Origin of the sequence: Pseudomonas sp. Irchel s3b5 (genome assembly GCF_900187435.1) — a bacterium.
Taxonomy (GTDB): domain Bacteria; phylum Pseudomonadota; class Gammaproteobacteria; order Pseudomonadales; family Pseudomonadaceae; genus Aquipseudomonas.
This window is the reverse complement of the sequence record NZ_FYDY01000003.1, coordinates 128,608-152,156: the sequence shown is the minus strand read 5'-3', so window position 1 is coordinate 152,156 and position 23,549 is coordinate 128,608. Positions and strand designations below refer to the sequence as shown.

Below are 23,549 nucleotides of genomic sequence, written 5' to 3'. Positions count from 1 at the left end.
ACAGTGGATCGCGTTGTCTGTAGCGACGCGGTCAACCTGTGGGAGCGAGCCTGCTCGCGATGAGCGCAAAGCGCTCGCCTTTACTGCACCTCTTTCTTCGGCTCGCGAATCTTGTACCAGGCCACATACAGCGCCGGCAAAAACAGCAGCGTCAGCAAGGTGGCGATGACGATCCCGCCGATCATCGCGTAGGCCATCGGCCCCCAGAACACTTCCCGGGCAATCGGGATCATCCCCAGGCTCGCCGCCGCAGCGGTCAGCAAAATCGGCCGACGTCGGTGCTCGGTGGCCTGCACCACCGCATCCCACGGCGCATAGCCCTTCTTCTCGTACTCATCGATCTGGGTCACCAGAATCACCGAGTTACGGATGATGATACCGATCAACGCCAGGATCCCGAGGATCGCCACGAAGCCCATCGGCGTACCGGTCGGCACCAGCGCAATCACCACGCCGATCAGCCCCAGCGGTGCGACGCTGGCCACCAGGAACAGCTTCTGCACGCTGTGCAACTGGATCATCAGGAAGGTCGCCATCATGAACAGCATCAACGGCACAACCTTGGCAATCGGGCCCTGGGCCTTGCCGCTTTCCTCCACCGTACCGCCCGTGGCGACTTTGTAGCCCGCCGGCAGTTTTTCGGCGAAAGCATCGATCGACGGCTTGAGGATTTTCACCAGGTCCGTCGGCTGGATCTCGTCGCGTATCGCCGCCTTGATGGTGATGGTCGGCAAGCGATCACGTCGCCACACCAACGGCTGCTCCAGCTCGTAACGCACGGTGGCAAACGCCAGCAATGGAATCGACGTGCCGCTCGGCGTGACGATTTGCAGGTTCTGCAGGGTTTCCGGCGTACCGCGTTCGGAATCCACCGCACGACCGACCACGTTGATCAGGTAGATGTCGTCGTCGACCTGAGTCACCGCATGGCCGCTGACGATGCCGTTCATCAGGTTGGCCACGTCTTCGGAAGACAACCCCAACTGTCGCGCCTTGTCCTGTGCGATGTCGATGCGCAGGACTTTGCCCGGTTCGTTCCAGTCGTAGATGATCTCGCCAACGTGCGGGTTCTTGTCCAGCTCAGTGGCGAGGTCGATGGCATGTCGACGCACCTGGTCGATGTCCTTGCCGCTGACTCGGTACTGGATCGGACGCCCGACCGGCGGGCCCATTTCCAGTGCCTGCACGTAACCGCCGATGCCGACGAAGTCGTTGCGCAGACGCTCACGCAGCTTCTGCATCATGGCCTCGCGGCTCTCGCCTTTGCTGACGATCACCAACTGCGCGTAGAACGGGTTTTGCAGTTGTTGGTCCAGTGGCAGGTAGAAACGGATCGCGCCCTGACCGATGTAGGTGCTCCAGCGCACGATGTCCGGATCGTCCTTGAGCGTGGCTTCGAGGCGATCGACGGCCCGGCGGGTTTCGTCGATCGAGGCGTTTTGCGGCAGGTTCAGGTCCACCAGGATTTCCGGGCGGTCCGAGGACGGGAAGAACTGGTTCTGCACAAAACGCATGCTGAACACCGACAACGCGAACAACAGCAAGGTAAAGCCGATGGCCCACCAGCGATTGCGCATGCACCACAGCAGCCCGCCGTTGAAGGCCTTGCCGATGCGTCCCGGTTCGCCTTCGTGGGATTTGACCTTGGTGCTGAGGATGTGCACGCCGATGACCGGCGCAAACAAGACCGCTACCACCCACGACACCAGCATCGCGCAGGCAATCACCGCAAACAGCGTGTAGGTGTACTCGCCCGCCGAGCTGGCGTTCAAGCCGATCGGCACGAAACCCGCCACCGTCACCAGCGTACCGGTGAGCATCGGGAACGCCGTGGAGGTGTAGGCAAACGTCGCTGCCTGCTCCTTGGTCTCGCCCATTTCCAGGCGCGTGACCATCATTTCCACGGTGATCATCGCATCGTCCACCAGCAGGCCGAGGGCGATGATCAGTGCACCGAGGGAGATCCGCTGCATGGTGATGCCGCTGTATTCCATGAACACAAACACCATCGCCAACACCAGCGGGATCGAGCACGCCACCACCAGCCCGGCGCGCACGCCAAGGCTGACGAAGCTGACCAACAGCACGATCACCACCGCTTCGAACAACGCGCTGGTAAAGCCGCCGACGGCTTCTTCCACCACCACGGCCTGATCGGAAACGTTGTGGATGCCGACACCCACAGGCAGGTCGGCGGTCAGCTGGTCGATACGGGCGTGCAAGGCCTTGCCGAACGCCTGGACGTTGCCGCCCTTCTGCATGGCAATGGCCAGCCCGATGGCCGGTTTGCCGTTGAAGCGGAATTCCGGCGCGGCGGGATCGACGTAGCCGCGTTTGATTTCAGCAATGTCCGCCAGTCGATAGTAGCGGTCGTTGAGCTTGAGGTTGACCTCGGCCAGGTCTTTCTCCGAAGCGAACTTCCCTGTAGTGCGCACCGAGATCCGCTCCGGCCCGGCCTCGATGACCCCCGCCGGCGTTACGGCGTTCTGGGTTTGCAGGCTCTGCACGACTTGAAGCTGATCGATGCCCAGCGCTGCAAGTTTGCGCGTGGAGAAGTTCAGGTACAGCACTTCGTCCTGTTGGCCGACCATTTCGATCTTGCCCAGCCCCGGCACGCCGCGAATTTCCATGCGCGCCTGTTCGACGTAGTCGCGCAACTGACGCTGGGTCAGGCCGTCGGCGGTAAAGGCGTAGATCGAACCGAAGACATCACCGAACTCGTCGTTGAACGACGGCCCCTGTATGCCTTGCGGGAACTGGTACTTGATGTCGTTGATCTTCTTGCGTACCTGGTACCAGATCTCCGGAATGTCCTTGGAACTGGTGGTGTCGCGCAGGTACACATACACCGTCGATTCGCCGGGGCGCGTGTAGCTTTTCACGTAATCGAGCGAGTCGAGCTCTTCGAGCTTTTTCTCGATTCGGTCGGTGACCTGCTTGAGGGTTTCCTCCTGTGTCGCCCCCGGCCATTTGCTCTGGATCACCATGGTCTTGATGGTGAATGAAGGATCTTCCTCACGCCCCAGGTTGAAGTAAGAGAACACACCCATCAGCAATGCGACGAACATCAGATACCAGATGAACGACTGATGCTTGAGAGCCCATTCGGAGAGGTTGAAAGGCCCTTTCATTGACTGTCCTCGTCGATTTTAACTGCCTGCCCTGGTTTGAGGCTGTGTACACCGGCACTCACCACCCGTTCACCGTTCTTCACCCCGCCGGCCAGCACTACAGTGCTGGCGGTGCGGCTGATCACGCTGACATCCCGGGGGGAGACGGTTTTGTTCTGTGCATCGATCACCCAGATGCGCTGTTTGCCATCGACCTCCTGCAACGCGGAAGCGGGCAGTTCGATGCGCGGCTTGATCGCCGTGCTCAAGGTGACGCTGATCGCCGTGCCCAGGCGAAAGCCTTCTGGCGTTTCGGCCAGGGTCAGACGGGCACGCCGGGTGCGCGTGGCGCTTTGCGCCTGGGGTTCGATTTCGCGAATGGTCGCGGTGGTGTTGATGCCTGGATTGAGTTGTGCCGCGACCAGAAACACCACATCACTGGGCAGCTGATCGACCAGCGTATCCGGCAGGTCGATCACCGCCTCTTTGATATCCGGTTGTGCCAGGGTGACCACTTGTTGCCCGGCTGAGACGACTTGCCCGGCCTCGGCGCTCCACGCCGTGACCACGGCTTTATGGTCGGCACGCAGCTCGGTGTAGCTCAATTGGTCCTTGCTTTGATTGACGGCCGCGCGGGCCTGATCGAGCGACGCCTGGGTGGTTTTCAGGTTGGTCATGGCGTCATCCAGCTGCGCCTGTGCGCCAACGCCACGATCAAACAGGGCTTGCTGGCGCATGGCACTGGCCTTGGCATTGATCAGTTGCGCCTGGATTTTCGCCAGGTCGCCCTGGGCCGAACGCAACTGATTCTGCTGGTCGGATGGATCGAGGGTGGCGAGCAGCGTGCCCTTCTCGACCTCGGCTCCCACATCGACATTACGACTGGCGATCCGACCGCCCACGCGGAACCCGGTGTTGCTTTCGTAGCGCGCCTGAATGCTGCCGGCGAAGCGCCCCAGATCCTCTTCGTTCAACGCCTTGATCTTGATCGACAGCACCGGGCGCACAGGCTCCGGTGGCGGCTTGCTTTCGGAACAGGCGCTCAGCAGCAGCCCGATGGACAACGCCCATAAAGGCTTCATGGCTTGGCCTCCCAGCTCAAATCCTTGTAAGTGTTTTCGGCAATCTCGACTTCCATGCCTGGGTGCAACAATTGCCCACCCGCCACAATGACTTTTTCACCGCCCTTCAAACCATCACCGATGATGACCTTGCCGGTCAGATAGCGGCTGACGGTGACCGAGTGCAACTGTGCCTGACCCTTGTCGTCGACAATCCAGACGGCCGGTTCACTGATGTTCTTGGTCAATGCAGACCACGGCAATTCCACGACCGACTTGCCTGATCCCCGGGCCGTGGCGCTGACCACCGAACCCAATTGCATACCCTCGGGCAATTTATCGAGGCCGACTTTCACCTGCACGGTACCGGACTGCGCCGACACCGCCGGCGTGATTTCACGCACGGTACCGGTGGTTTTGATGGCCGGGTTGTCGAGCAGGCTGAGGACAATGGTCTGGTCCTTCGGCTTCTCGGCCAGCAGTGATTCATAGACATTGAACACCGCATCGCGGTCGCCGTCAGTGGCCAGGCTGAAGATCGGCATGGTCGCTTGGACGACTTGGCCGACTTCGGCCTGGCGCTCGGTAATCACACCCGGCGCATCGGCGATCAGCGCCGTGTAGCTCAACTGATCCTTGGCATTGGCCAGTTGCGCCTGCGCTGCGCTCAATGCGCTCTGACTGCTGCGCAAGGCGGCCTGGGCCGAGTCGTATTCGCTTTGGCTGGTGTAGCCCTTGGGCAGGAGCTTTTGCTGACGCACGAACGCCGCCGCGCTTTGCGTCACCCGCGCCTGTTCGGCGACGACTTGCGCCTGGGCCGAATCGACACTGGTCTGCAAATCCTTGGGGTCGAGCCGTGCCAGCACTTGCTTGGCGGTCACCCGGTCACCCACATCGACCGAGCGCTGGATGATCTTGCCACCCACGCGAAACGACAGCTCAGTCTGGACACGCGCCTGAATGTCACCGGTGAGGGTGACCGAGGCCGCAAAATCTTCCGGCTTGACGACTTGCACGAACACCCGTGGCAGGTACTCCTGCACCGGTTTTTTCTCTTCGCAAGCCGTCAGCAGCATGACGACACTCAAGGCCATTACCACTTTCAATCCGGGAACCACCATGCACACTCCTTGGCCTTTTCAGATACAACACGACACAGAGCTTAGAACAGACTATGGACCTTGCACGAGCGTCTTATTAAGAAAAAGTTCGAAGCAGGTTCTGCCGAAAACACTTGCCATAGACGCCTGCGCCTACCCGACAATGAACGCCTCGTTTGATACCGTTTCAGGAATCCACATGCTCCAGACGCTCGCCGTGGCCAATTACCGCTCGATCAACAAACTGGTGATCCCGTTGGGCCGGCTGAATCTGATCACCGGCCCCAACGGCAGCGGCAAGTCCAACCTTTACCGCGCCTTGCGACTGCTGGCGGAAACCGCTCAGGGCGGCGTGGTCAATGCGCTGGCCCGCGAAGGTGGCCTGGATTCGACGTTCTGGGCCGGGCCGGAAACCATCACCCGACGCATGCGCAATGGCGAAGTACCGATCGAAGCCTCGGTGCGCCAAGGTGTGAAACGCCTGCGCCTGGGTTTTGCCGGTGAAGACTTTGGCTATTCGATCAGCCTGGGCCTACCCGATTCCAATGGGCATTTCATGCTGCCCAACCACACGTTACCCATCCCGTCACGCTTCAGCCTCGACCCGCAAATCAAGCGCGAATGCCTGTGGGCCGGAGCGTTCTATCGCCCTGCGAGCCTGCTGGTGGATCGCGACGGCCCGATGATCCGCGCCCGCGCCAATCGCAGTTGGGACGTGCTGGCGCAACACACGCCGGCGTTCGACAGCCTGTTCGATCAGGTCGGCAGCCTGCGGACTTCGCCGGAAGTGCTGGAGATGCGCGAGTTCATCCGCCGCTGGCGCTTTTACGATCACTTTCGCAGCGATGCCGATGCGCCCGCGCGACAACCTCAGTTGGGCACGCGCACACCGGTGCTGCACCACGACGGGCGTGATCTGGCGGCGGCCTTGCAGACCATTATTGAAATCGGCGATCCGGAGGCGTTGTGGGTGGCGATCAGTGATGCGTTTCCCGGTGCACGGCTGGCCATCGAACCTCTGCCGGGCGGGCGCTTCGCTATCGAGTTTTATCAGGAGGGGTTGTTGCGCCCGTTGTCGGCGGCAGAATTGTCGGACGGGACGTTGCGTTATCTGCTGCTGGTCGCAGCTTTGCTGACGCCACGCCCGCCGACGCTGATGGTGCTGAACGAACCGGAAACCAGCCTGCATCCGGACCTGCTGCCGGCGTTGGCGCGCTTGATCATTCGCGCGTCCGAGCAGTGCCAGGTGTGGGTGGTGTCCCATGCCCGACGGTTGATTTCGGCGTTGCAGGAAGACCCGGACTGCAACTGCATCGTGCTGGAGAAGAACCTTGGGCAGACCGGGATTGTGGGGCAACGGATGTTGGATGAGCCGGCGTGGAATTGGCCGGATTGAAGTCAGGCAATCCTGCGGGGCGCTCAACAGGGTTAGGTGCTACGAATACTGCTTATGGAGCTACGAGGGGACGCACTTCCTCGTTTGTTCAACGCAGCGTCGATTTCTGGTGTCATCCAGCTGTAACGTACGCCATCAAAGTCCCCCGATGACGGTGCAGTAGTACTTGGTGTGAGCTGTGATATGTCCGACGCAGAAGGGGTTCGACTTTGGATCGAACGGTGCGGAGGCACCAGAGAAGGACGGGGTATAGCAAGCGGTGTCGCGGATACTACCCGCCCCTTGTTCTTCACAAAACTCACCAAGGCAGCCTCAGTCCCGGGCTTACTCGCCGCCCAGAAAGTACCTACTCTCGACATAAACGCCAACCCTGAGAGCCCTCCACCTACATACCACAGTACATCGGCAACCTCAGGTTCACCGGCGAGTTTCGCAACGCCACCGGCAACCCCAACCAGACTTGCAGCAAGTAGCAATCTACTGGCCGAGACCGTGCTTCCTGCCGCAAAGGCCTGCCTGAAGGGTAGCTTCTTGGCGGCCCCCAATCTCAAGGCATCCTTGGCCAAGTTAAAGGCGGGGATTGTGCGGGACATACCCAACCTTGTGTTCGAGAAACCGATGAAGCTTGTGAGCAAGCGAAAAATATCGGCAAACCGCCCCGTCGGATCACTGAAATTCACCGGATCCCCCAAGCAATACGCATACGGATTCAACCCGCACCGCCCAAACGGGCTCAAGCTGTCCGGGCTGTTGAACCTCATCAGTACCGGGTTGAACGCTCGGAGCCCGTTGCCCAGCAAGTAATCGCCAGTGATCGGGTCGATCACTTCGCCAGTAAAGCCCAGAAGACTGCCTGGACCACCCTCGACCCGACGATGACCGTAAGGCGCAAAGGTTTGAGACTCGGGACCTGCCCGCAGTACGGAACGCTGCTGATCCGTGGCCAACAACTGGCTGTTGATGCTGGGCCCCTCACGCGATTGCACTGCCAGCAACTGCGTGCCGTGTTGAAAAACACTATGCCCGCCGTTCCCTTGCAGTTGCGTTGCCAAATGTTCACCGCGGTAGAAACGGGTCACGTTATCCAGCCCAAACGGTGCCAGTTCAACCAGACGATCCAGAGCGTCGTAGCGGTATGTGGTCTTTTCCGTAGCGTTCATCGGATGAGTCCTCCTGTCTTTGAGCAGAGATTGCACCCTCACCGCCATGTCGACACCTAGCAGAACTGCTAGGTGTCGCCGGCCTGAGCGATTTGCCGGAACGATGGAAGACGACTATTTTCCCTCGCACCGTAGGAAGGATCTTTTTTTCGAGATGCCACTCCAAGGACGGACCGCTTTTGGCCAGACTCCCCGGCCGGGCAATCACAAGGATGAGAGAAATGGCAGAGGCAACCGTGCCGCAACGGCTGGATCCGCAAGATGTTGTGAAATTATTGATGGCGTTGCGCAGGGCGATGAAGACCAGGGCGGTCTGAAATATTTGTTGCAGGATCTGATGTTTGTTTTTTGTGGAGAGGGAGCTTGCTCCCTCGCCACAAAAGCTTCACGCCACCATTAAATCAAACACCCATAAAAAACGCCGACGCTAAATCAGCCGTCGGCGTTTGAAACCTTGAAGGGGTTTGCTTCGCGAATCAGAACGCCGGCAGAACCGCGCCGCTGTACTTCTTCTCGATGAAGGCTTTCACTTCCGGGCTGGTCAGGGCCTTGGCCAGTTTCTGGATGGCAACGCTATCCTTGTTGTCCGGACGGGCCACCAGGAAGTTCACGTAAGGCGAATCGGCACCTTCGATCACCAGAGCGTCTTTAGCCGGGTTCAGACCCGCTTCCAGCGCGTAGTTGGTGTTGATCATGTCCAGGTCGACCTGATCCAGCACGCGCGGCAGCATGGCCGATTCGAGTTCCTTGAACTTGAAGTTGTGCGGGTTCTTGGCGATGTCTTTCGGCGTGGCCAGGGCGTTTTTCGGGTCTTTCAATTCGATCAGGCCAGCCTTCTGCAGCAGGATCAGGGCGCGGCCGCTGTTGCTGCCTTCGTTCGGGATGGCGATGGTCGCGCCGTCCTTCAGCTCAGCCAGGCTTTTGACTTTCTTCGAGTAGCCACCGAATGGTTCCACGTGAACACCGATCACGGTTTCCAGGTGGGTGCCTTTGCCTTCGTTGAAGCTTTTCAGGTACGGCAGGGTCTGGAAGTAGTTGGCGTCCAGACGCTTCTGATCGACTTGCACGTTCGGTTGGACGTAGTCGGTGAAGACTTTGATTTCCAGGTCCACGCCTTCTTTGGCGAGGGCTGGCTTGATCAGCTCGAGGATCTCGGCGTGTGGCACCGGGGTCGCGGCAACCACCAGTTTCTCGCCGGCCTGTGCCAGGCCCGAGGTCAGGGCGGCCGCCAGTGCGGTGAACAACAGAACCTTTTTCATGCAGTGTCCTTATCGAAAATCACAGTCGCTTGTGGCGACGGCTTGAAGATGAGAGTGCCAGTGAAGTGCTATCGCTGGCGTGATGCGGACAATACCGGGATTTTTTATTCCCGAACAATAACGTTTATTCAGCTTCATATTCCATTTTGTTCATAAAACTCTAACTCGCACATCTTCCTTTGTAGGAGCCGGCTTGCTGGCGATGGCGTCAGTTCAAAAAAACCGCGTCGCCGCGATCGCGAGCAAGCTTGCTCCTACGAAAGCCCGATGTTTTTGAGTGACTGTTTCAAGGCTGCCTGGTCAGCGACAGAGCCATTGTCGAGAATCTGCCGGATCTGACTCTCGATCTGCTCCAGAGAAATCGAGAGCTCCGGCAAATTCAAATGCTCCGGCAAAATCTCATCCCCGGTGCTTACCAGCAGCGCAAAGTGAATGATGTTTTCCAGTTCCCGGGTGTTGCCCGGCCAACTGTGGCGCTCCAGCACCCGTTGCGCCGCCTCGCTGATCAGCGGCACCGGCAAGTCGAGGCGCTGGCTGTAGATGCCGAGGAAATACTCGGCCAGCGACAGGATATCGCCGGTGCGTTCGCGCAGCGCCGGCAGTTCGAGTTGGCCTTCGCTGAGGTAGTGAAAAAGCCGCTCGTGGAATTTTCCGGCAGCGACGGCCTGGGCCAGATCGATACTGGTGGCCGCGACCAGGCGCACGTCCACCGGGCTCGGCTGATGGGCGCCGACGCGGGTGACCTCGTGGTTTTCCAGGGCTGCGAGCAACTTGATCTGGATCGGCAGCGGCAAGTCACCGATTTCGTCCAGGTACAGCGTGCCGCCATTGGCCGAGCCAAACCACCCGGCGCGGCTGCTCGCCGAACCGCTGAAGCTGCCCCCGGCGTAGCCAAACAGTTCGGCGTCGGCGTACGTCGGGCTGATGGCGCCGCAATTGACCGACACGAACAAACCGCCGCGATCGCTGGCGCGATGGATATGCCGTGCGAGCAACTCTTTGCCGGTACCGGTTTCGCCACGGATAAGTACCGAGATCGAGCGTGGTGCCAATTGCTCCAGGTCCTCGCGCAGTTGGCGGGAACGTGGATCGACGAACACCAGCGCCTTGGCGCGAATGCTCAGGGGACTTTTTTCTGCATCGGGAAAGGTCAGCAAGGGCTGACCGAACGTTTCAAAACTCATGGCAGACTCCCGCCCAAAACCGCCGGGAGACGGGGGCGATTCAATGAAAAGAAAGACTCAAGCGCGGCGCAGAGCGTGATGTTCCATGCGGTTTTGCAGGCGATACAGATAGGCAAACCCCTGCTCCCAACGCTGGTGGCCGGACTTGACGTTGATGTGCCCCGCCCCTGCCAGAATCCCCGCCTCGGCGCCCCAGTTGCGTGCCAGTTCCAGCGCGCGCGGCGCGCTGACGGCGCTGTCGTTGTCGGAGCTGACGACCTGGCTCGGGAAGGGCAGCAGATCGGTTGGAATCGGCGCGAAATTGCGCAAGGCCGGTGCGCAGGCCGGGCGTTCGACGTCCGCCGGTGCAACCAGTAACGCCCCACGTACCTGACGCAGAAACTGCACTGGCGCTGTCGCCGCCCAGTGCGCGACGGTGATGCAACCCAGGCTGTGGGCGATCAGAATCACCGGCGTGCTGTCGGCAGCAATCGCCTCGGCCAAAGCCGCCACCCAGTCTTCACGACGCGGCGTCAGCCAGTCGGCCTGCTCCACCCGCGCACTGTTCGGCAGGCTGTTTTGCCAGTGGCTTTGCCAATGATCGTCTGGCGATCCTTGCCAGCCCGGCACAATCAGGTAGCGAATGGATTCGTTGCGCATGGGGGAGCTCTCCTGCTGCGTGTCTGTTCCCGGTCGAGTATAAGGAGGAGAGTTATATTCGTTAAGGAATAAGAAGCTATTTATTAAGATCTTAAAGGAATATTAGATTAATGATTTTTAGGAGCTGGCTTGCTAGCGAATGCGGTAGGTCAGGCAGCAATTTACCGGCTGGAAGGACGCCAGCGCCGGCAAGCCAGCGCCTACAGAGTTTGCCGGACATAAAAAAAGGGGCCGCACCCTGCCAAGGAGACGGCCCCGGAAAGCAAAATTCTGTTAACGCGCGGTAATCACCGACAGCTTGGTAATCCCTGCCCGCTCGATCGACGCCATGGCCCGCGCCACTTCGCCGTAATTCACCCCGTCATCGGCCTGCAATTGCACGCGCACGTCCGGGTCTTTGGCCTTGGCCGCCTGGAGGTTGAACTCCAGCAAGTCGGGCTGGATTTCATCCTTGTTGATAAACAGCTTGCCGGCGCCGTCGATGCTCACCACCAGCGGGTCCTTCTGTTCGACCGGTGCCACCGCCTCGGTCTTGGGCAGGTTGATCGGTATCGCGTTGGTCAGCAGCGGCGCGGTGACGATGAACACCACCAGCAGCACCAGCATCACATCCACCAACGGCGTTACGTTGATCTCACTCAGCACCTCATCACTGTCTTGCGTGGAGAAGGCCATATCAGGACGCCTCCTTCACTTTCTGCGCGCCGCCCTGGGCCACAACCTTGTGCGCCGTCGGGTGAATCAACACGCGGAACGAACTCTTCTGCGCCAGGCTGTAGAAGTCATGGGCAAAGTCATCCAGGTCCGCCGCCGTCAGTTTCAAACGACGCAAAAAGTAGTTGTAAACCAGCACTGCGGGCACTGCGACGGCGATCCCTACGCCCGTAGCAACCAGCGCCGCACCAATCGGTCCGGCCACCGTTTCCAGGCTCGCCGAACCCGCTGCACTGATGCCTTTCAACGCCTCCATGATTCCCCACACCGTGCCGAACAAACCAATGAACGGCGAAGTACTGCCAATACTCGCGACCACCGCCAGCCCGGTTTCCAGTGACCGGCGCTCACGCACGATCTGCTGACGCAACGCTCGCTCCAGACGGTCCTGGTGATTGATCGCCTGGCTCAGATCCGCTGCTTGCGGCGCCTCGCCGACCTGGATCGCGGCATAACCGGCCTGAGCCACCCGCGCCGCAGCGCCGGGATGGGTCTCGCTCAACTCGGCGGCCGAATCGAGACTCGACGCCGCCCAGAACTGTTTATGAAACCTGCGATCCTGCGCCTTGAGGCGACCGAACTGCACACCCTTGAGCAATGCCAAGCCCCAGGTCGCGACGGAAAAAACCACCAGCAGCCAGATCACCGCGCTTTCGATGGATTCAAGTGGAGATGCCAGTAACGTCATGGTGAAGTCCTCGTGTAAACGTTTCGCGCGAATTTGGTTTCGGTTTAATGAATCTTGAAATCGATGGGCACGCTGACCCAGCCGTCCTGAGCAACATCACCCTGCTTGGCCGGCACAAAACTCCAGCGTTTCACCGCGCTCAAGGCCGCTTCGTCGAGGGCATCGCGGCCGCTGCTTTTCTGAATCTGGATCTCGCCAGGTTTACCGCTGGCCAGTACATGCACCCGCAGCAACACCGTGCCTTCCCAACCGCGACGCTGGGCCAGCGACGGATATTCCGGCGCCGGATTTTTCAGGTAGCCCGCGCTCGCGGAGGCCGGTGTCACGGGCGCCGGTGCGGGCGGAGCCGGTGGCGCCGGGGCCGCAACGGGTGCTGCCGGTTGCGGCGGCGCCGGAGGTTGCTCTGCGGCTTTCGGGGCCGGTTTTGCGATCGGTTTGGCAACAGGTTTCGGTTTGGGCACCGGTTTGGGCGGTGGCGGTTTTACGGCCAGTTCGTCCTGCACGGGTGGCGGCGGTTCGACCACTGGCTGAACCGGTTGCGGCGGCGGTGGCTCGACCACGGGCGGCGCCGGACGCGAAAACTCAATGGTCATCGGCGGAATTTCCGGCGGCACGATCGGCAATGCCGGGGTCGGCTGCTGATTGACCCAATAGATCACCGCGCCATGCACCAGCAACGCCAGCACGCCCAGCAGGATCGTTTCCCGACGACTCAGGATTCCCTTCGGTGCACGTTGCAAACGCAACTGACCCAGGGGCACACGGTGCGGCCGACCGAGGTCGACCAACTCGCCACCCTGTGCCTGGCGCCACAACACTTCGTGTGCACTGGCGGCGGTCTGAACATTGCCCATTGCTTGACTCCCTGCGGTCTCTTTGCGAATCACCGAAACGTCGTGCTGTACATCCCCCGACGACGCCTCGGTGAACCCATCATTGGCCGGATCGCTTAGCTCTTAAAGTAATCTTTAAAGTTATGGTTAGATCGATATCGAATATTGAGAATGTCGTTCCAGCGCCAGCCCCCGTCGTTCAAGGGCTCTGGCCCGAAGGCGAAAAACCAATGCCTTGTCTGCATTAAAAGTATTCCTCCAAGGCATGGTGTTTCGCCGTCAGAAGTCGTATCGACCGGTCACACCCAACGTGCGCGGCGTGCCCAGCAGGCCTTCGTAACCACCGTTGGCAGCCGTCCACAGCGTCGTGTAGTAGGTTTTGTCGAAGGCGTTTTTCAGCCACAGCGACACGTCCCATTGACCCTGTTTGAAGTCACCGCGCAGGCCTGTGGACAGGTTGACCACCGCATAACTCGGGATCTGCCCGTAGTCGGAATCCTCCACCGTGCCCACCGCTTTGGAGCGGAAGGCGTAACTGCCGGTGACGTACTCTTCGAAGCCGTTGCTCAGGTTCCATTTGTATTCGCCGTTGGCGTTGCCGATCCATTTCGAAGCGCCGACCACTTGATGCCCGGTGAGATCGCAAGACGCTGGAGCCCCTGGCGCCAGGCTGACTTCCGGCGGGCACGGTGCGTCCTTGTACGAGAGGTAGCTGACGTCGTTGTACGAACCGTTGAAGTTCAACGTCAGGCCGCGCAACGGAATCAGGGTGCTTTCGAATTCCACACCACGCGAGCGCACGGAACCGGCGTTGGTCAGGTATTGCACGCGGTTGGCGTCGTCGTAGGCGTTGGTCTGGTAGCCGTTGACCTGGGTCCAGAACACGTTGGCGTTGAGTTGCAGGCGACGGTCCCAGAGCGTGCTCTTGAAACCGAGCTCGGCGTTGTTGGCGCGCTCGGTGCCGATCAGCAACGAGTCCGCACCGGCCACCGGCGCCGTGCCCACGGCCAGGTTGACCCCGCCGGATTTCTCGCCGTGGGACAGCGTGGCGTAGGTCAGCAGGTCGTCGGTGAGTCGGTAGCTGAGGTTCAACAAACCCGAAGGGCTGGAGCTGTACTGATTCAGATCGCCGGAATCGTAAACACCGGCACGACCACGTCTGGCTGCGGCCGCCGCGCCTGCGACGGCCACGCCCCCCACAGGTGCATCACGGGTGACCCAGGCATTTTTCTCTTCATAGGTACCGCGTACCCCGGCGGTGAAATCCAGACGTTCGGTGAGATGCCAGGTGCCTTGGGCGAACAGCGCAAAGCTGTCGGTTTTGATGTGCCCGTTGCCGACACTGTTGATGTTGTTGAGCGCGCCGTTGGGCGTGCCGCTCCAGATGTCCGCTTGCGGTCCGTAATAGGTGAAGGATTTATTGTCCAGGTCGGAGCCGAAGTAGTAGGCACCGACCACGTAGTCGAAGAAACCGCCCGAGGGCGATGCCAGGCGAAACTCCTGGGAGTACTGCTTATCCTCCACCGAAACGCCGGCGTTGTAGAAGGCGGATACGTTCAGGCCATCGTCATTGCGCGGGGTGAAATTCCACCAGCGATAGGAGCTGATCGAGGTCAGGGTGAAGTCACTTGGCAACGCCCAGTTGGCCTCGACCGACGTGCCGCCCTGATGCACGGTGACGTGCTGTTCGTTGTTCAGGTTGACCTTGCGGTGCGTGCCATCGACCAGTGTCGCGCCCGCTGCGTTGGCCCGCGCCTGATAAAGGTTGGTGCCATTGATGGTCGGGCCGGTGTTGTACAACACGCGGGTGCCAGCACTGGAATCTTCCTCGTTGTAGTCACCGATCCAACGCAGGTTGAACGCCTCGTTGGGCTTGAACAGCAACTGCCCTCGGAAGCCTTCGCGCGAGCCACCGTTCAACTCGTTGCCGTCGTATTCGTTCTTGATGTCGCCGTCGCTGCGGGTGCGATACGCGGAAAAACGTCCCGCCAGTTCGTCATTCAACGGGCCGGAAATCGTGCCCTTGGTCTGGAAGTAGCCGTCTTCGCCCACCGACGTTTCGATGCTGCGCTCCGGGGTGAACGTCGGTGCGCGGGTGCTGATGTTGATCACGCCGGCCGTGGTGTTTTTACCGAACAAAGTGCCTTGCGGACCGCGCAGCACTTCGAGCTGTTCGATGTCCATCAGGTCGAACACGGCCATGCCTGGCCGACCGAGATAAACGTTGTCGATGTACAGGCCGACACTGCCTTCCAGGCCATCGCTGGCCGGGTTATTGCCCAACCCGCGGATCGACACGCTGGACTGACGCGCATGCATGTAGGCGACGTTGACGCTGGGCACCAGTTGCTGCAAATCCTGGATGCGATAGACCCGCTGGGCTTCCAGATTCTGGCCGCTGACCACGCTCATTGGCGTTGGTACATCCTGCGAGCTTTCCTCACGGCGGCGAGTGGTGACCGTCACGGTTTCCAGTTGTGCACTGTCAGCCGTGGCGGATTTTTTCGGGGTGGTTTCAGGGGTGGTGCTGTCGGCTGCGTAGCCTTGGGTCCAACTGGCGCTGCCAGCCAGCAACAGTGCGAGTGGCAGGCGTTTGAGCCGTTGGGGTGACGAGGTTGAGGCGAAGTGCAACGGACTCATAAGGCGGGGTTCCCGATCAAAAGAAATTCTGTATTGCTTGCCAGGCTGGCTCCCACATTGGTTTTGCGTACGCCACAAATCCCCAGTGGGAGCCAGCCCGCTGGCGATAGCGTCAGCTCAGACGCCGCCGATATCCGGCCCTTTCACGGTCTGACTGACCTGCCCATTCACTCCCACCGCCACTTCACCCTTGAGCGTTACGCGGCGCACGATGCGCGCCTGGGTCCCGTAGTCATCCACCGCGTAATGCTGGGTGGAGCGGTTGTCCCAGATCGCCACATCACCGGCCTGCCAGCGCCAGCGCACGATGTTTTCCTGGCGGATCACATGGCTTTGCAGCAGCCCGAACAGGTGCGCCGAATCGGCTTGTGAATAGCCCTTGATGCGTTTGACGAAATGCCCCAGCAACAGGCTTTTCTCGCCGCTGATCGGGTGCACGCGGACCACCGGGTGCTCGGTCTCGTAGACGGTCGAGGTGAAGATCTTGCGATAGCGCTCCAGCTTCTCGGCCGAGACGTCTGGCTTGCCCCCCGCGTAGTCATATTCGTTGCTGTGCACGGCGACCAGTTTGTCGGCCAGCTCCCGCAGCTCCGCCGACAACCCGTCATAGGCGGTGGCGGTGTTGGCCCACAGGGTGTCGCCGCCGAAAGCCGGGGCGACCACCGAGCGCAGGATCGACGCTTTCGGGTAGGCCTCGACGAAGGTCACGTCGGTGTGCCAGGAGCTGGCGCGCTGGCCTTCAGCGCCGTCCAACTCGAGCAGAAAACGCGTGCCTTCACGCACCGGTACGGTCGGATGCGCCACCGGCTCGCCGAGCAAGTGGGCGAACGCCTCCTGGCGCTGATCGTCGAGCTGGGTCTGCTCGCGGAAGAAGATCACTTTGTATTGCTGCAGCGCCTGTTGAATGGCTTCTACCGTGGCGGCATCCAGTTCGCCCGACAGGTGTACGCCACGAATTTCGGCGCCGATGCGGCCGGCCACCGGATGGATTTCCAGCGCGTGAACAGCGGGTTTTACAGCTAAAGCGGCATTGCTCATGGGTAGACCCTCATCGGACTGCTTGCGGTTGACCGGCCGCGAAACACTGCTCTATCTATATTCTATTTAGATCTAATAGATAACTACATGCTTCGTTGACGGAATAAGAGGTTGCATTTAAAACCTCAGTCAACCCTCGTCGCAAATGCCTTCGAGCTATTTTTAGGATGCCGGAAAAGCATATGGATCTTCGCCAGTTGCGTTACTTCATCGCCCTCGACGAACACCGCAGTTTTGTTCGGGCCGCCGAGGCCATGGGCATTACACAGCCCGCTTTCAGCCGCGCCATTCAAGGGCTTGAACACGAATTCGGCTGCGTCCTGGTGGACCGTGGCAACAAGGATTTGCGACCCACGCCCGAAGGCTTGATGGTGCTGCAACACGCCCGCAGCCTGGTGCAAGGCGCGGCGCTGCTCAGCGCTGAAGTGACGCAGATGACCAAGCTCGATGCCGGCGAACTGCGCTTCGGTTGCGGCCCGGCGCCGGCAGTCAAACTGGTACCGGATGCCGTGGCGCAGTTCATCAATGCACACCCGAAAGTGCGCACCTGTTTTGAGGTGGATAACTGGGAAAAACTCAGCCGTGCCCTAAGCCGCGAGGAGATCGAATTCTTCATCGCCGACATCCGCCATTTCGAGTCCGACCCGAACTTCCAGACCCAGGCACTGACGCCCAAGCGCGGGGTGTTTTTCTGCCGGCCGGGGCATCCGCTGCTGGCCAAGGAGAGCCTGTCGACCAACGACATGTTCGACTATCCGCTGGCGGCCACGATGATCCCGCCGGGCATTCGCAAGTTGCTGGCGAACCTCAGTGGGCGGGTGGATTTTTCCCCGAGCATCGAGACCGAGCACTTCCCGGCACTGGTGAAAATCGTGCTGCAATCGAATGCGATTGGCGTGGGCACCGAAGAGGCGTTTGTCGAGGACATTGCCCAGGGTTCACTGGTGTTGCTGCACTGGCGCAATCTGCCGCAGAACATTGAGAGCATGAATGCGCGTTGCGGGATCGTCAGCCGCTCCGGGTTCCGGTTGTCGCCGGCGGCGCGGGCGATGATTGAGACGTTGGTGGCGGTGGATCGGCAGCAGATGGCTGTTGCGGTTTAGGGCCTCATCGCTGGCAAGCCAGCTCCTACAGGGAGCTCCAGTGAGCGCAAATTTTGTGAACACCAGAAACACCTGTGGGAGCTGGCTTGCCAGCGAAAGCGGCCGAATGGGCGCTAAAGATTCAGAGCTTGGCCGCCGCCAGCTCCGGCGCCACCCAATCACTGACCTTGAACGGCTTGCGAATCAACTTCTGCTGCGAAGCCAAATCCACCGAATCCTGCAATTTGCCGAGGAACACCGGATCGAGCGACGACTGGAAAACCTCGCTCAGTTTCTGATCCTTCAAGTCCTGAGAAAGAATGACCGGTGGATAACTCGCCAATCCCGAGACCAACTGAATGTAGGCATCCTTGTTGCTGTCCTGGGTCAGCCACTCCACCGCTTGCTGTTGAGCCTTGAGCAGTTTCGCCACGACCTCAGGATGTGCATCGACAAACTTCCCGGTGCCCAACAAAACCGCCTGCACACTGCCGGCACCGCCGAGGTCCTTGGTGTTCAGCGGCAGTTCCGCCAGGCCTTTGGCTTGCAGCGCCGTCAGGCCCGAACCGCTCCAGGACGCATCGATCTGCTTCGCCGCCAGTGCCGCGACTGCTGCATTGAAATCGAGGTTGATGACTTTCACGTCTTTCTCGCTCAAGCCCTGACTGGCCAGCGCCGCATCAAACGACAGCTGGCTGGCGGTGCCACGAAAAATCGCCACACGTTTGCCTTTGAGGTCTTGCAGGGTCTTGATCCCCGACCCCGGCACCACGCCCAGATAGTGCTTCACGTCCCGAGCGGTCGCACTGAGCAACCGGGTGTCCAGACCATTGGACTTGCCGATGATGGCCGCCAGATCACCGAGGTACGCCAGATCGACCTGGCCGTTGGCGAACGCCTCATTGATCACCGGTCCCGCGCCTTTGAAGAAGCTCCATTGAATCTTGATGCCCTGTTCGGCGAAGGCCTTTTCGAAGATCTGTTGATCTCGCAAAACGTCCACGACTCCACCCCCGCTGTGCTGGGTACCGGCGCTGAGGTCCGGCACGGCGATGCGGATTTCCTTGAGTTCGCCGGCATTGGCCGTGAAGGCCAGTAAACCCGCCAGGGCCGGTGCGGCGAAAAGGCTGATAACGCGTTTGAAAGGAAGGTTCATGGGTGCAGCTCCTTGGGGCAACGGGCGTTGAGGAGCTGAAACTAGGCTGATATGAACCACACACTAAAATACTAATAATTCACATTTTTAGATCATTACGATCTATATCAATGCTTCCGGGCCTCTCGACCAGGTATGCGTAACCGGCATTAAAAATATTCTTCGAATGCATTGGATACGAGCGTAATGGCAAGCCATAAATGGGCTCTCTTATCTCCAAATAGCATTGATAAGATTATTTATATAACCGTTAAACAAAAACGAAATCGCCAAGATCGCAGCCTTCGGCAGCTCCTACAGAGGGGGTGTCGATCGCTGTAGGACTGCCGAAGGCTGCGATCTTTTGATCTTCACCCGACAACGGAGGTCACCCATGGCCCGTGTTTCTCTTCTCAGCCTGCCGCTGCCTGCGCCATCGCTCAAACACCAGCGAACGTGGCCGAGCCTGGGCCAACGTTTGTTGCCATGGTTGTTGCCAACCGCCCTGTTCAGCCTGTGGTGGTTGGCCAGTCGAAATCATTGGATGAGCGAGCAGATCCTGCCCGCACCGTCACTGGTCTGGAGCAGCGCCGTTGAGTTGTCCCAAGGCGAGTTGTGGAGCCATTTATGGATCAGCCTGCAACGCTTGTTCTGGGGGCTGTTGGCCGGGATCAGCGCCGGCGCTGTGCTGGGTGCGGCGCTGGGTTTCAGTCCTCGATTGGAGCGCCTGGTGTTCCCGACGTTCGCCGGGTTGGCGCAGGTCCCGACGCTGGCCTGGATTCCATTGTTCATGGTGTTTTTCGGCATCGGCGAAGTGCTGAAACTGGTGGTACTGATCAAGGCCATCGTAGTGCCGGTGACCTTGCACACGCTGGTCGGCGTGCGGGATGCGCAACCGAAACTGCGCGAGGCCGCCGCCGTGTTGCGCTTGCCGCCGCGACTGCTGATCCGGCGACTGGTACTGCCTGCGGCCTTGCCGGCATTCATGGCCGGTGTGCGACTTGCGTTGGCAGCGGGCTGGACGTCGTTGCTCGCCGTGGAACTGCTCGCCTCAAGCGAAGGCATCGGCTACCTGATGGTCTGGGCGCGACAGCTTTTCATGCTCGACATTGTCTTCGTGTGCATCGTGGTGATCGGTGTGATCGGCGTGGCGATGGACCGTGGCATCGGCCTGCTGGACAGGAAACTGGTGCACTGGCCGCACCCGGCCACCGCCGAGATCCGTCGCGGCCCGCGTTATCAAGGCTGGCAACGCCTGCAACCGTGGCTGCTGCCGCTGGCGCTGTTGGCGTTGTGGCAATTGACCTCGGATCAGCAGTGGGTCGATGCAAACATTCTGGTCAGCCCGCTGGCGGTCCTGCAGACCACCTGGAGCGGTTTGCTCGACGGCACGTTGATCGGTGGCATGGCCCTGAGCCTGGGCCGAACCCTTGGTGGATTACTGCTCGGTGGCGGGCTCGGCTTTGCCTTTGGACTGCTGCTGGGACTGTCGCGCATCAGTGAACGCGTGCTCGGCCCGACCCTCGCCGCCATCCGGCAGATTGCGATTTTCGCCTGGGTGCCGTTGCTCACCGCATGGTTCGGTCTCGGCGAATTGGCCAAGTGGGTGTTCGTCGCCCTTGCCGCTTTTTTCCCGTTGTTTATCGCCACTCAACGCAGCGTCGCCAACCTCTCACCGCTACTCAACGAAGCCGCTCAGGTGCTGCGTCTGAACCTGCGCCAACGTCTGCGCCGATTGGTGCTACCGGGCAGCGCGCCGGGGATTTTCGCCGGGCTCAGGTTGAGCCTGATCTACGCCTGGCTCGGCACCATCGGCGCCGAATACTTCATGCCATCCAACGGCGGCATCGGCAGCCAGATGATCGGCGCTCAACAACTGCTGCGCATGGACCTGATCATGGCCGGCATGTTGCTGGTGGGCCTAACCGGCGCCCTGCTCAACCTCATTGGCCAACGCCTGGAAATCCGCGCCACCCGCTGGAGACACGCATGAACGCACCGATTGTCAGTTTCAATCACGTGGGCAAAACCTTCGACGTCGACGGCTTCGAACTGGAAGCCATTCGCGAATTCAACCTGGACATTGCCGAGGGCGAGTTCGTCGCCATCGTCGGCTCCAGCGGTTGCGGCAAATCCACTTTGCTGCGGCTGTTGGTGGGCCTCGATACGCAGTTTCGCGGGCAGATCACCGTGGACGGAAAAGCCGTCAGCGGCATCGGCGGCGAACGCGGCATCGTCTTTCAGGAGCATCGGTTGTTCCCGTGGCTGAGCGTGGCCGACAACATCGGCCTGGGTTTGGTCAATGAGCCGTTGAGTGCCGCGCAAAAGAAAAAACGCATCGATGATTTCATCGACCTGGTGGGCCTGAGCGACTTCACCCGCGCCTATCCGCATCAGCTCTCCGGCGGCATGGCCCAGCGCGTGGCGATTGCTCGCGGTCTGGTGGCGAGCCCACGGATTCTGCTGCTGGACGAGCCCTTCGGCGCCCTCGATGCGCTGACCCGCCAGCAGATGCAGGACGAACTGTTGGCGATCCGCGCCCGGGCAAAAATCACCACCATCCTGGTCACCCACGATGTCGAGGAAGCGATCTTTCTCGCCGACCGCGTGGTGGTGATGGAGCCGCGTCCGGGGCGGATCAAGCAAGTGGTCGACATCGCCCTGCCCCATCCGCGCCAGCGCAGCAGTTTCGACTTCCACCAACTGCGCGAAGAACTGCTGCACGAACTCACCAGCGACGATCACTACCAGCCGCCCATCCCGGTGCAGGTCCGCGACCTGCCGCTGTCTTTCATTGCCTACTGAAAAAGGAAATTTTTGATGCCGCAACGTCCCAACTTTCTGGTGATTCTGGCCGATGACCTGGGCTTTTCCGATCTCGGTGCCTTCGGTGGCGAGATCAACACACCAAACCTCGATGCCCTGGCCAATAACGGCCTGCGTCTGACCGATTTTCACACCGCGCCAACCTGCTCGCCGACCCGTTCGATGCTGCTGACCGGCACCGATCATCACATCGCCGGCATCGGCACCATGGCCGAAGCACTGACCCCGGACCTGATCGGCAAACCGGGTTACGAAGGGCACCTGAACGACCGCGTCGTCGCCCTGCCCGAGCTGTTGCGCGAGGCCGGTTACCAAACCTTGATGAGCGGCAAATGGCACCTGGGCCTGACCGCAGAACTGGCGCCTCACGCCCGGGGATTCGAGCGTTCGTTTTCGCTGCTGCCCGGCGCCGCCAACCATTACGGCTTCGAACCGACCTACGATGAAACAACGCCACGCCTGCTGAAATCCACCCCGGCGCTGTACATCGAAGACGACCAATTCATCGATGAACTGCCGAAGGATTTCTATTCCTCCGACGCCTTCGGCGACAAGCTGCTGCAATACCTCAAGGAGCGCGACCAGACTCGGCCGTTCTTCGCCTACCTGCCGTTTTCCGCGCCGCACTGGCCATTGCAGGCGCCGGCCGATGTGGTCGAAAAATACCGGGGCCGTTATGACGCAGGCCCCGAAGTGCTGCGCCTGGAGCGCCTGGAAAAACTCAAGAAACTGGGGTTGATCGAGGCCGACGTAGAGCCACATCCACTGATCCAGCTGACCGCGCAATGGGATGCCCTGAGCGATGAGCAGCGGCAGATTTCCGCCCGGGCCATGGAGGTTTACGCGGCGATGGTCGAGCGCATGGACTGGAACATCGGGCGCGTCGTCGATTACCTGCGCCAGCAAGGTCAACTGGACAACACGTTCATCCTGTTCATGTCCGACAACGGTGCCGAAGGCGCGCTGCTGGAGGCTTTCCCGAAATTCGGCCCGCAATTGCTGACCTACCTCAACCAGCATTACGACAACAGCCTGGACAACATTGGCCGCGCCAATTCCTACGTCTGGTACGGGCCGAACTGGGCGCAGGTCGCCACTGCACCGTCGCGGCTGTTCAAGGCCTTCACCACCGAAGGCGGGATCCGTGTTCCGGCGCTGGTGCACTATCCGCAACTGCCGCTCAAGGGCCAGATCAGCCATGGATTTGGTACGGTGATGGACATCACGCCAACCATTCTGGACCTGGCCGGTGTGCGCCATCCTGGCAAGCAATGGCACGGCAAACCCGTGGCGCAAGTTCGCGGGAAATCGTGGCTGGGGTTCCTGTCGGGCGAGACCGCACAGGTGCATGACGAGCACACCGTCACCGGGTGGGAATTGTTTGGGCGGCGGGCCATTCGGCAGGGGCAATGGAAGGCGGTCTACATCCCGGGACCGGTAGGGCCGGCGACCTGGCAGTTGTATGACCTGGACAGTGATCCGGGGGAAATTCATGACTTGGCATTGAGTCAGCCGGAAAAGCTCAGTGCCCTGATCGAGCATTGGCAGCGGTATGTGGATGAGACCGGGGTGATCTTGAGCGAGTCGCCGTTTCAGCCGGATTGACTCAGCCTGATCTACCGCCATCGCTGGCAAGCCAGCTCCTACAATGATCGATGTGATACGACGATCGCATTCACACCGA

Annotated in this window: 18 protein-coding genes; 5 read left to right on the top strand and 13 right to left on the bottom strand. The window is 60.4% G+C overall.

Translation table 11 applies throughout. The annotated features are described in order from the left end of the window. Nucleotides 1-80: 80 nt before the first annotated feature. From CKW15_RS04580 to CKW15_RS04570, 3 genes are read right to left on the bottom strand one after another with little or no spacing between them, the layout of a single operon-like run. A complete protein-coding gene (locus tag CKW15_RS04580) occupies nucleotides 81-3,131 on the bottom strand; it encodes an efflux RND transporter permease subunit (RefSeq protein WP_095058202.1) in 3,051 nt (1,016 codons plus the stop codon). Continuing rightward, nucleotides 3,128-4,192 (bottom strand): efflux RND transporter periplasmic adaptor subunit, encoded by a 1,065-nt coding sequence (locus CKW15_RS04575; RefSeq protein ID WP_095058201.1) that lies wholly within the window; start codon nucleotides 4,190-4,192, stop codon nucleotides 3,128-3,130. The genes CKW15_RS04580 and CKW15_RS04575 overlap by 4 nt, the downstream gene beginning before the upstream one ends. After that, entirely contained in the window at nucleotides 4,189-5,292 is a 1,104-nt protein-coding gene (locus CKW15_RS04570; protein WP_095058200.1) for an efflux RND transporter periplasmic adaptor subunit, read from the bottom strand. The genes CKW15_RS04575 and CKW15_RS04570 overlap by 4 nt, the downstream gene beginning before the upstream one ends. A 178-nt stretch (nucleotides 5,293-5,470) precedes the next feature. Between CKW15_RS04570 and CKW15_RS04565 the strand changes: the two genes are divergently transcribed. Then, nucleotides 5,471-6,667 (top strand): AAA family ATPase, encoded by a 1,197-nt coding sequence (locus tag CKW15_RS04565; protein WP_095058199.1) that lies wholly within the window; start codon nucleotides 5,471-5,473, stop codon nucleotides 6,665-6,667. A gap of 32 nt (nucleotides 6,668-6,699) precedes the next feature. On the opposite strand, the gene CKW15_RS04560 is transcribed toward CKW15_RS04565, so the two are convergent. The 9 genes from CKW15_RS04560 to CKW15_RS04520 all read right to left on the bottom strand — a co-directional run bounded on the left by CKW15_RS04560 (nucleotide 6,700) and on the right by CKW15_RS04520 (nucleotide 16,822). Next, the gene (locus tag CKW15_RS04560; RefSeq protein WP_095151716.1) at nucleotides 6,700-7,827 is read right to left on the bottom strand and encodes an RHS repeat-associated core domain-containing protein; all 1,128 of its coding nucleotides are present in this window, start codon (nucleotides 7,825-7,827) and stop codon (nucleotides 6,700-6,702) included. 476 nt (nucleotides 7,828-8,303) lie between these two features. Then, on the bottom strand, nucleotides 8,304-9,086 hold the full coding sequence (locus CKW15_RS04555; protein WP_095058197.1) for a MetQ/NlpA family ABC transporter substrate-binding protein: 783 nt from the start codon (nucleotides 9,084-9,086) through the stop codon (nucleotides 8,304-8,306). 254 nt (nucleotides 9,087-9,340) lie between these two features. Beyond that, complete coding sequence (locus tag CKW15_RS04550) at nucleotides 9,341-10,270, bottom strand: sigma 54-interacting transcriptional regulator (protein WP_095151715.1); 930 nt, start codon at nucleotides 10,268-10,270, stop codon at nucleotides 9,341-9,343. Nucleotides 10,271-10,327: 57 nt separating this feature from the next. Then, nucleotides 10,328-10,909: an alpha/beta hydrolase gene (locus CKW15_RS04545; protein ID WP_095058195.1), complete on the bottom strand. Its 582-nt coding sequence runs from the start codon at nucleotides 10,907-10,909 to the stop codon at nucleotides 10,328-10,330. A 273-nt stretch (nucleotides 10,910-11,182) separates the two neighbouring features. Continuing rightward, a complete protein-coding gene (locus CKW15_RS04540) occupies nucleotides 11,183-11,584 on the bottom strand; it encodes a biopolymer transporter ExbD (protein WP_010565408.1) in 402 nt (133 codons plus the stop codon). 1 nt (nucleotide 11,585) lies between these two features. Beyond that, nucleotides 11,586-12,311 carry a MotA/TolQ/ExbB proton channel family protein gene (locus tag CKW15_RS04535; RefSeq protein WP_095058194.1) on the bottom strand — a complete coding sequence of 242 codons (726 nt, stop codon included), beginning with the start codon at nucleotides 12,309-12,311 and terminating at the stop codon, nucleotides 11,586-11,588. 44 nt (nucleotides 12,312-12,355) lie between these two features. Beyond that, nucleotides 12,356-13,165: an energy transducer TonB gene (locus CKW15_RS04530; RefSeq protein ID WP_095058193.1), complete on the bottom strand. Its 810-nt coding sequence runs from the start codon at nucleotides 13,163-13,165 to the stop codon at nucleotides 12,356-12,358. Between the two features lie 258 nt (nucleotides 13,166-13,423). After that, nucleotides 13,424-15,784, bottom strand: coding sequence for a TonB-dependent receptor (locus CKW15_RS04525; RefSeq protein WP_095151714.1), 2,361 nt, complete (start codon nucleotides 15,782-15,784; stop codon nucleotides 13,424-13,426). A gap of 117 nt (nucleotides 15,785-15,901) precedes the next feature. After that, complete coding sequence (locus CKW15_RS04520; protein ID WP_095151713.1) at nucleotides 15,902-16,822, bottom strand: TauD/TfdA family dioxygenase; 921 nt, start codon at nucleotides 16,820-16,822, stop codon at nucleotides 15,902-15,904. 182 nt (nucleotides 16,823-17,004) lie between these two features. Here CKW15_RS04520 and CKW15_RS04515 point away from each other — a divergent pair, with 182 nt between their 5' ends. Further along, complete coding sequence (locus CKW15_RS04515; protein ID WP_095058190.1) at nucleotides 17,005-17,925, top strand: LysR family transcriptional regulator; 921 nt, start codon at nucleotides 17,005-17,007, stop codon at nucleotides 17,923-17,925. Nucleotides 17,926-18,046: 121 nt separating this feature from the next. On the opposite strand, the gene CKW15_RS04510 is transcribed toward CKW15_RS04515, so the two are convergent. Then, a complete protein-coding gene (locus CKW15_RS04510) occupies nucleotides 18,047-19,060 on the bottom strand; it encodes an ABC transporter substrate-binding protein (protein WP_095058189.1) in 1,014 nt (337 codons plus the stop codon). 373 nt (nucleotides 19,061-19,433) lie between these two features. Between CKW15_RS04510 and CKW15_RS04505 the strand changes: the two genes are divergently transcribed. The 3 genes from CKW15_RS04505 to CKW15_RS04495 are packed head-to-tail and all read left to right on the top strand — an operon-like array spanning nucleotide 19,434 to nucleotide 23,470. Continuing rightward, a complete protein-coding gene (locus CKW15_RS04505) occupies nucleotides 19,434-21,032 on the top strand; it encodes an ABC transporter permease (protein WP_095060600.1) in 1,599 nt (532 codons plus the stop codon). Next, on the top strand, nucleotides 21,029-21,844 hold the full coding sequence (locus CKW15_RS04500) for an ABC transporter ATP-binding protein (RefSeq protein WP_095060598.1): 816 nt from the start codon (nucleotides 21,029-21,031) through the stop codon (nucleotides 21,842-21,844). The genes CKW15_RS04505 and CKW15_RS04500 overlap by 4 nt, the downstream gene beginning before the upstream one ends. 15 nt (nucleotides 21,845-21,859) lie before the next feature. Further along, nucleotides 21,860-23,470 carry an arylsulfatase gene (locus CKW15_RS04495; RefSeq protein ID WP_095151712.1) on the top strand — a complete coding sequence of 537 codons (1,611 nt, stop codon included), beginning with the start codon at nucleotides 21,860-21,862 and terminating at the stop codon, nucleotides 23,468-23,470. The last annotated feature ends 79 nt before the right edge of the window (nucleotides 23,471-23,549 follow it).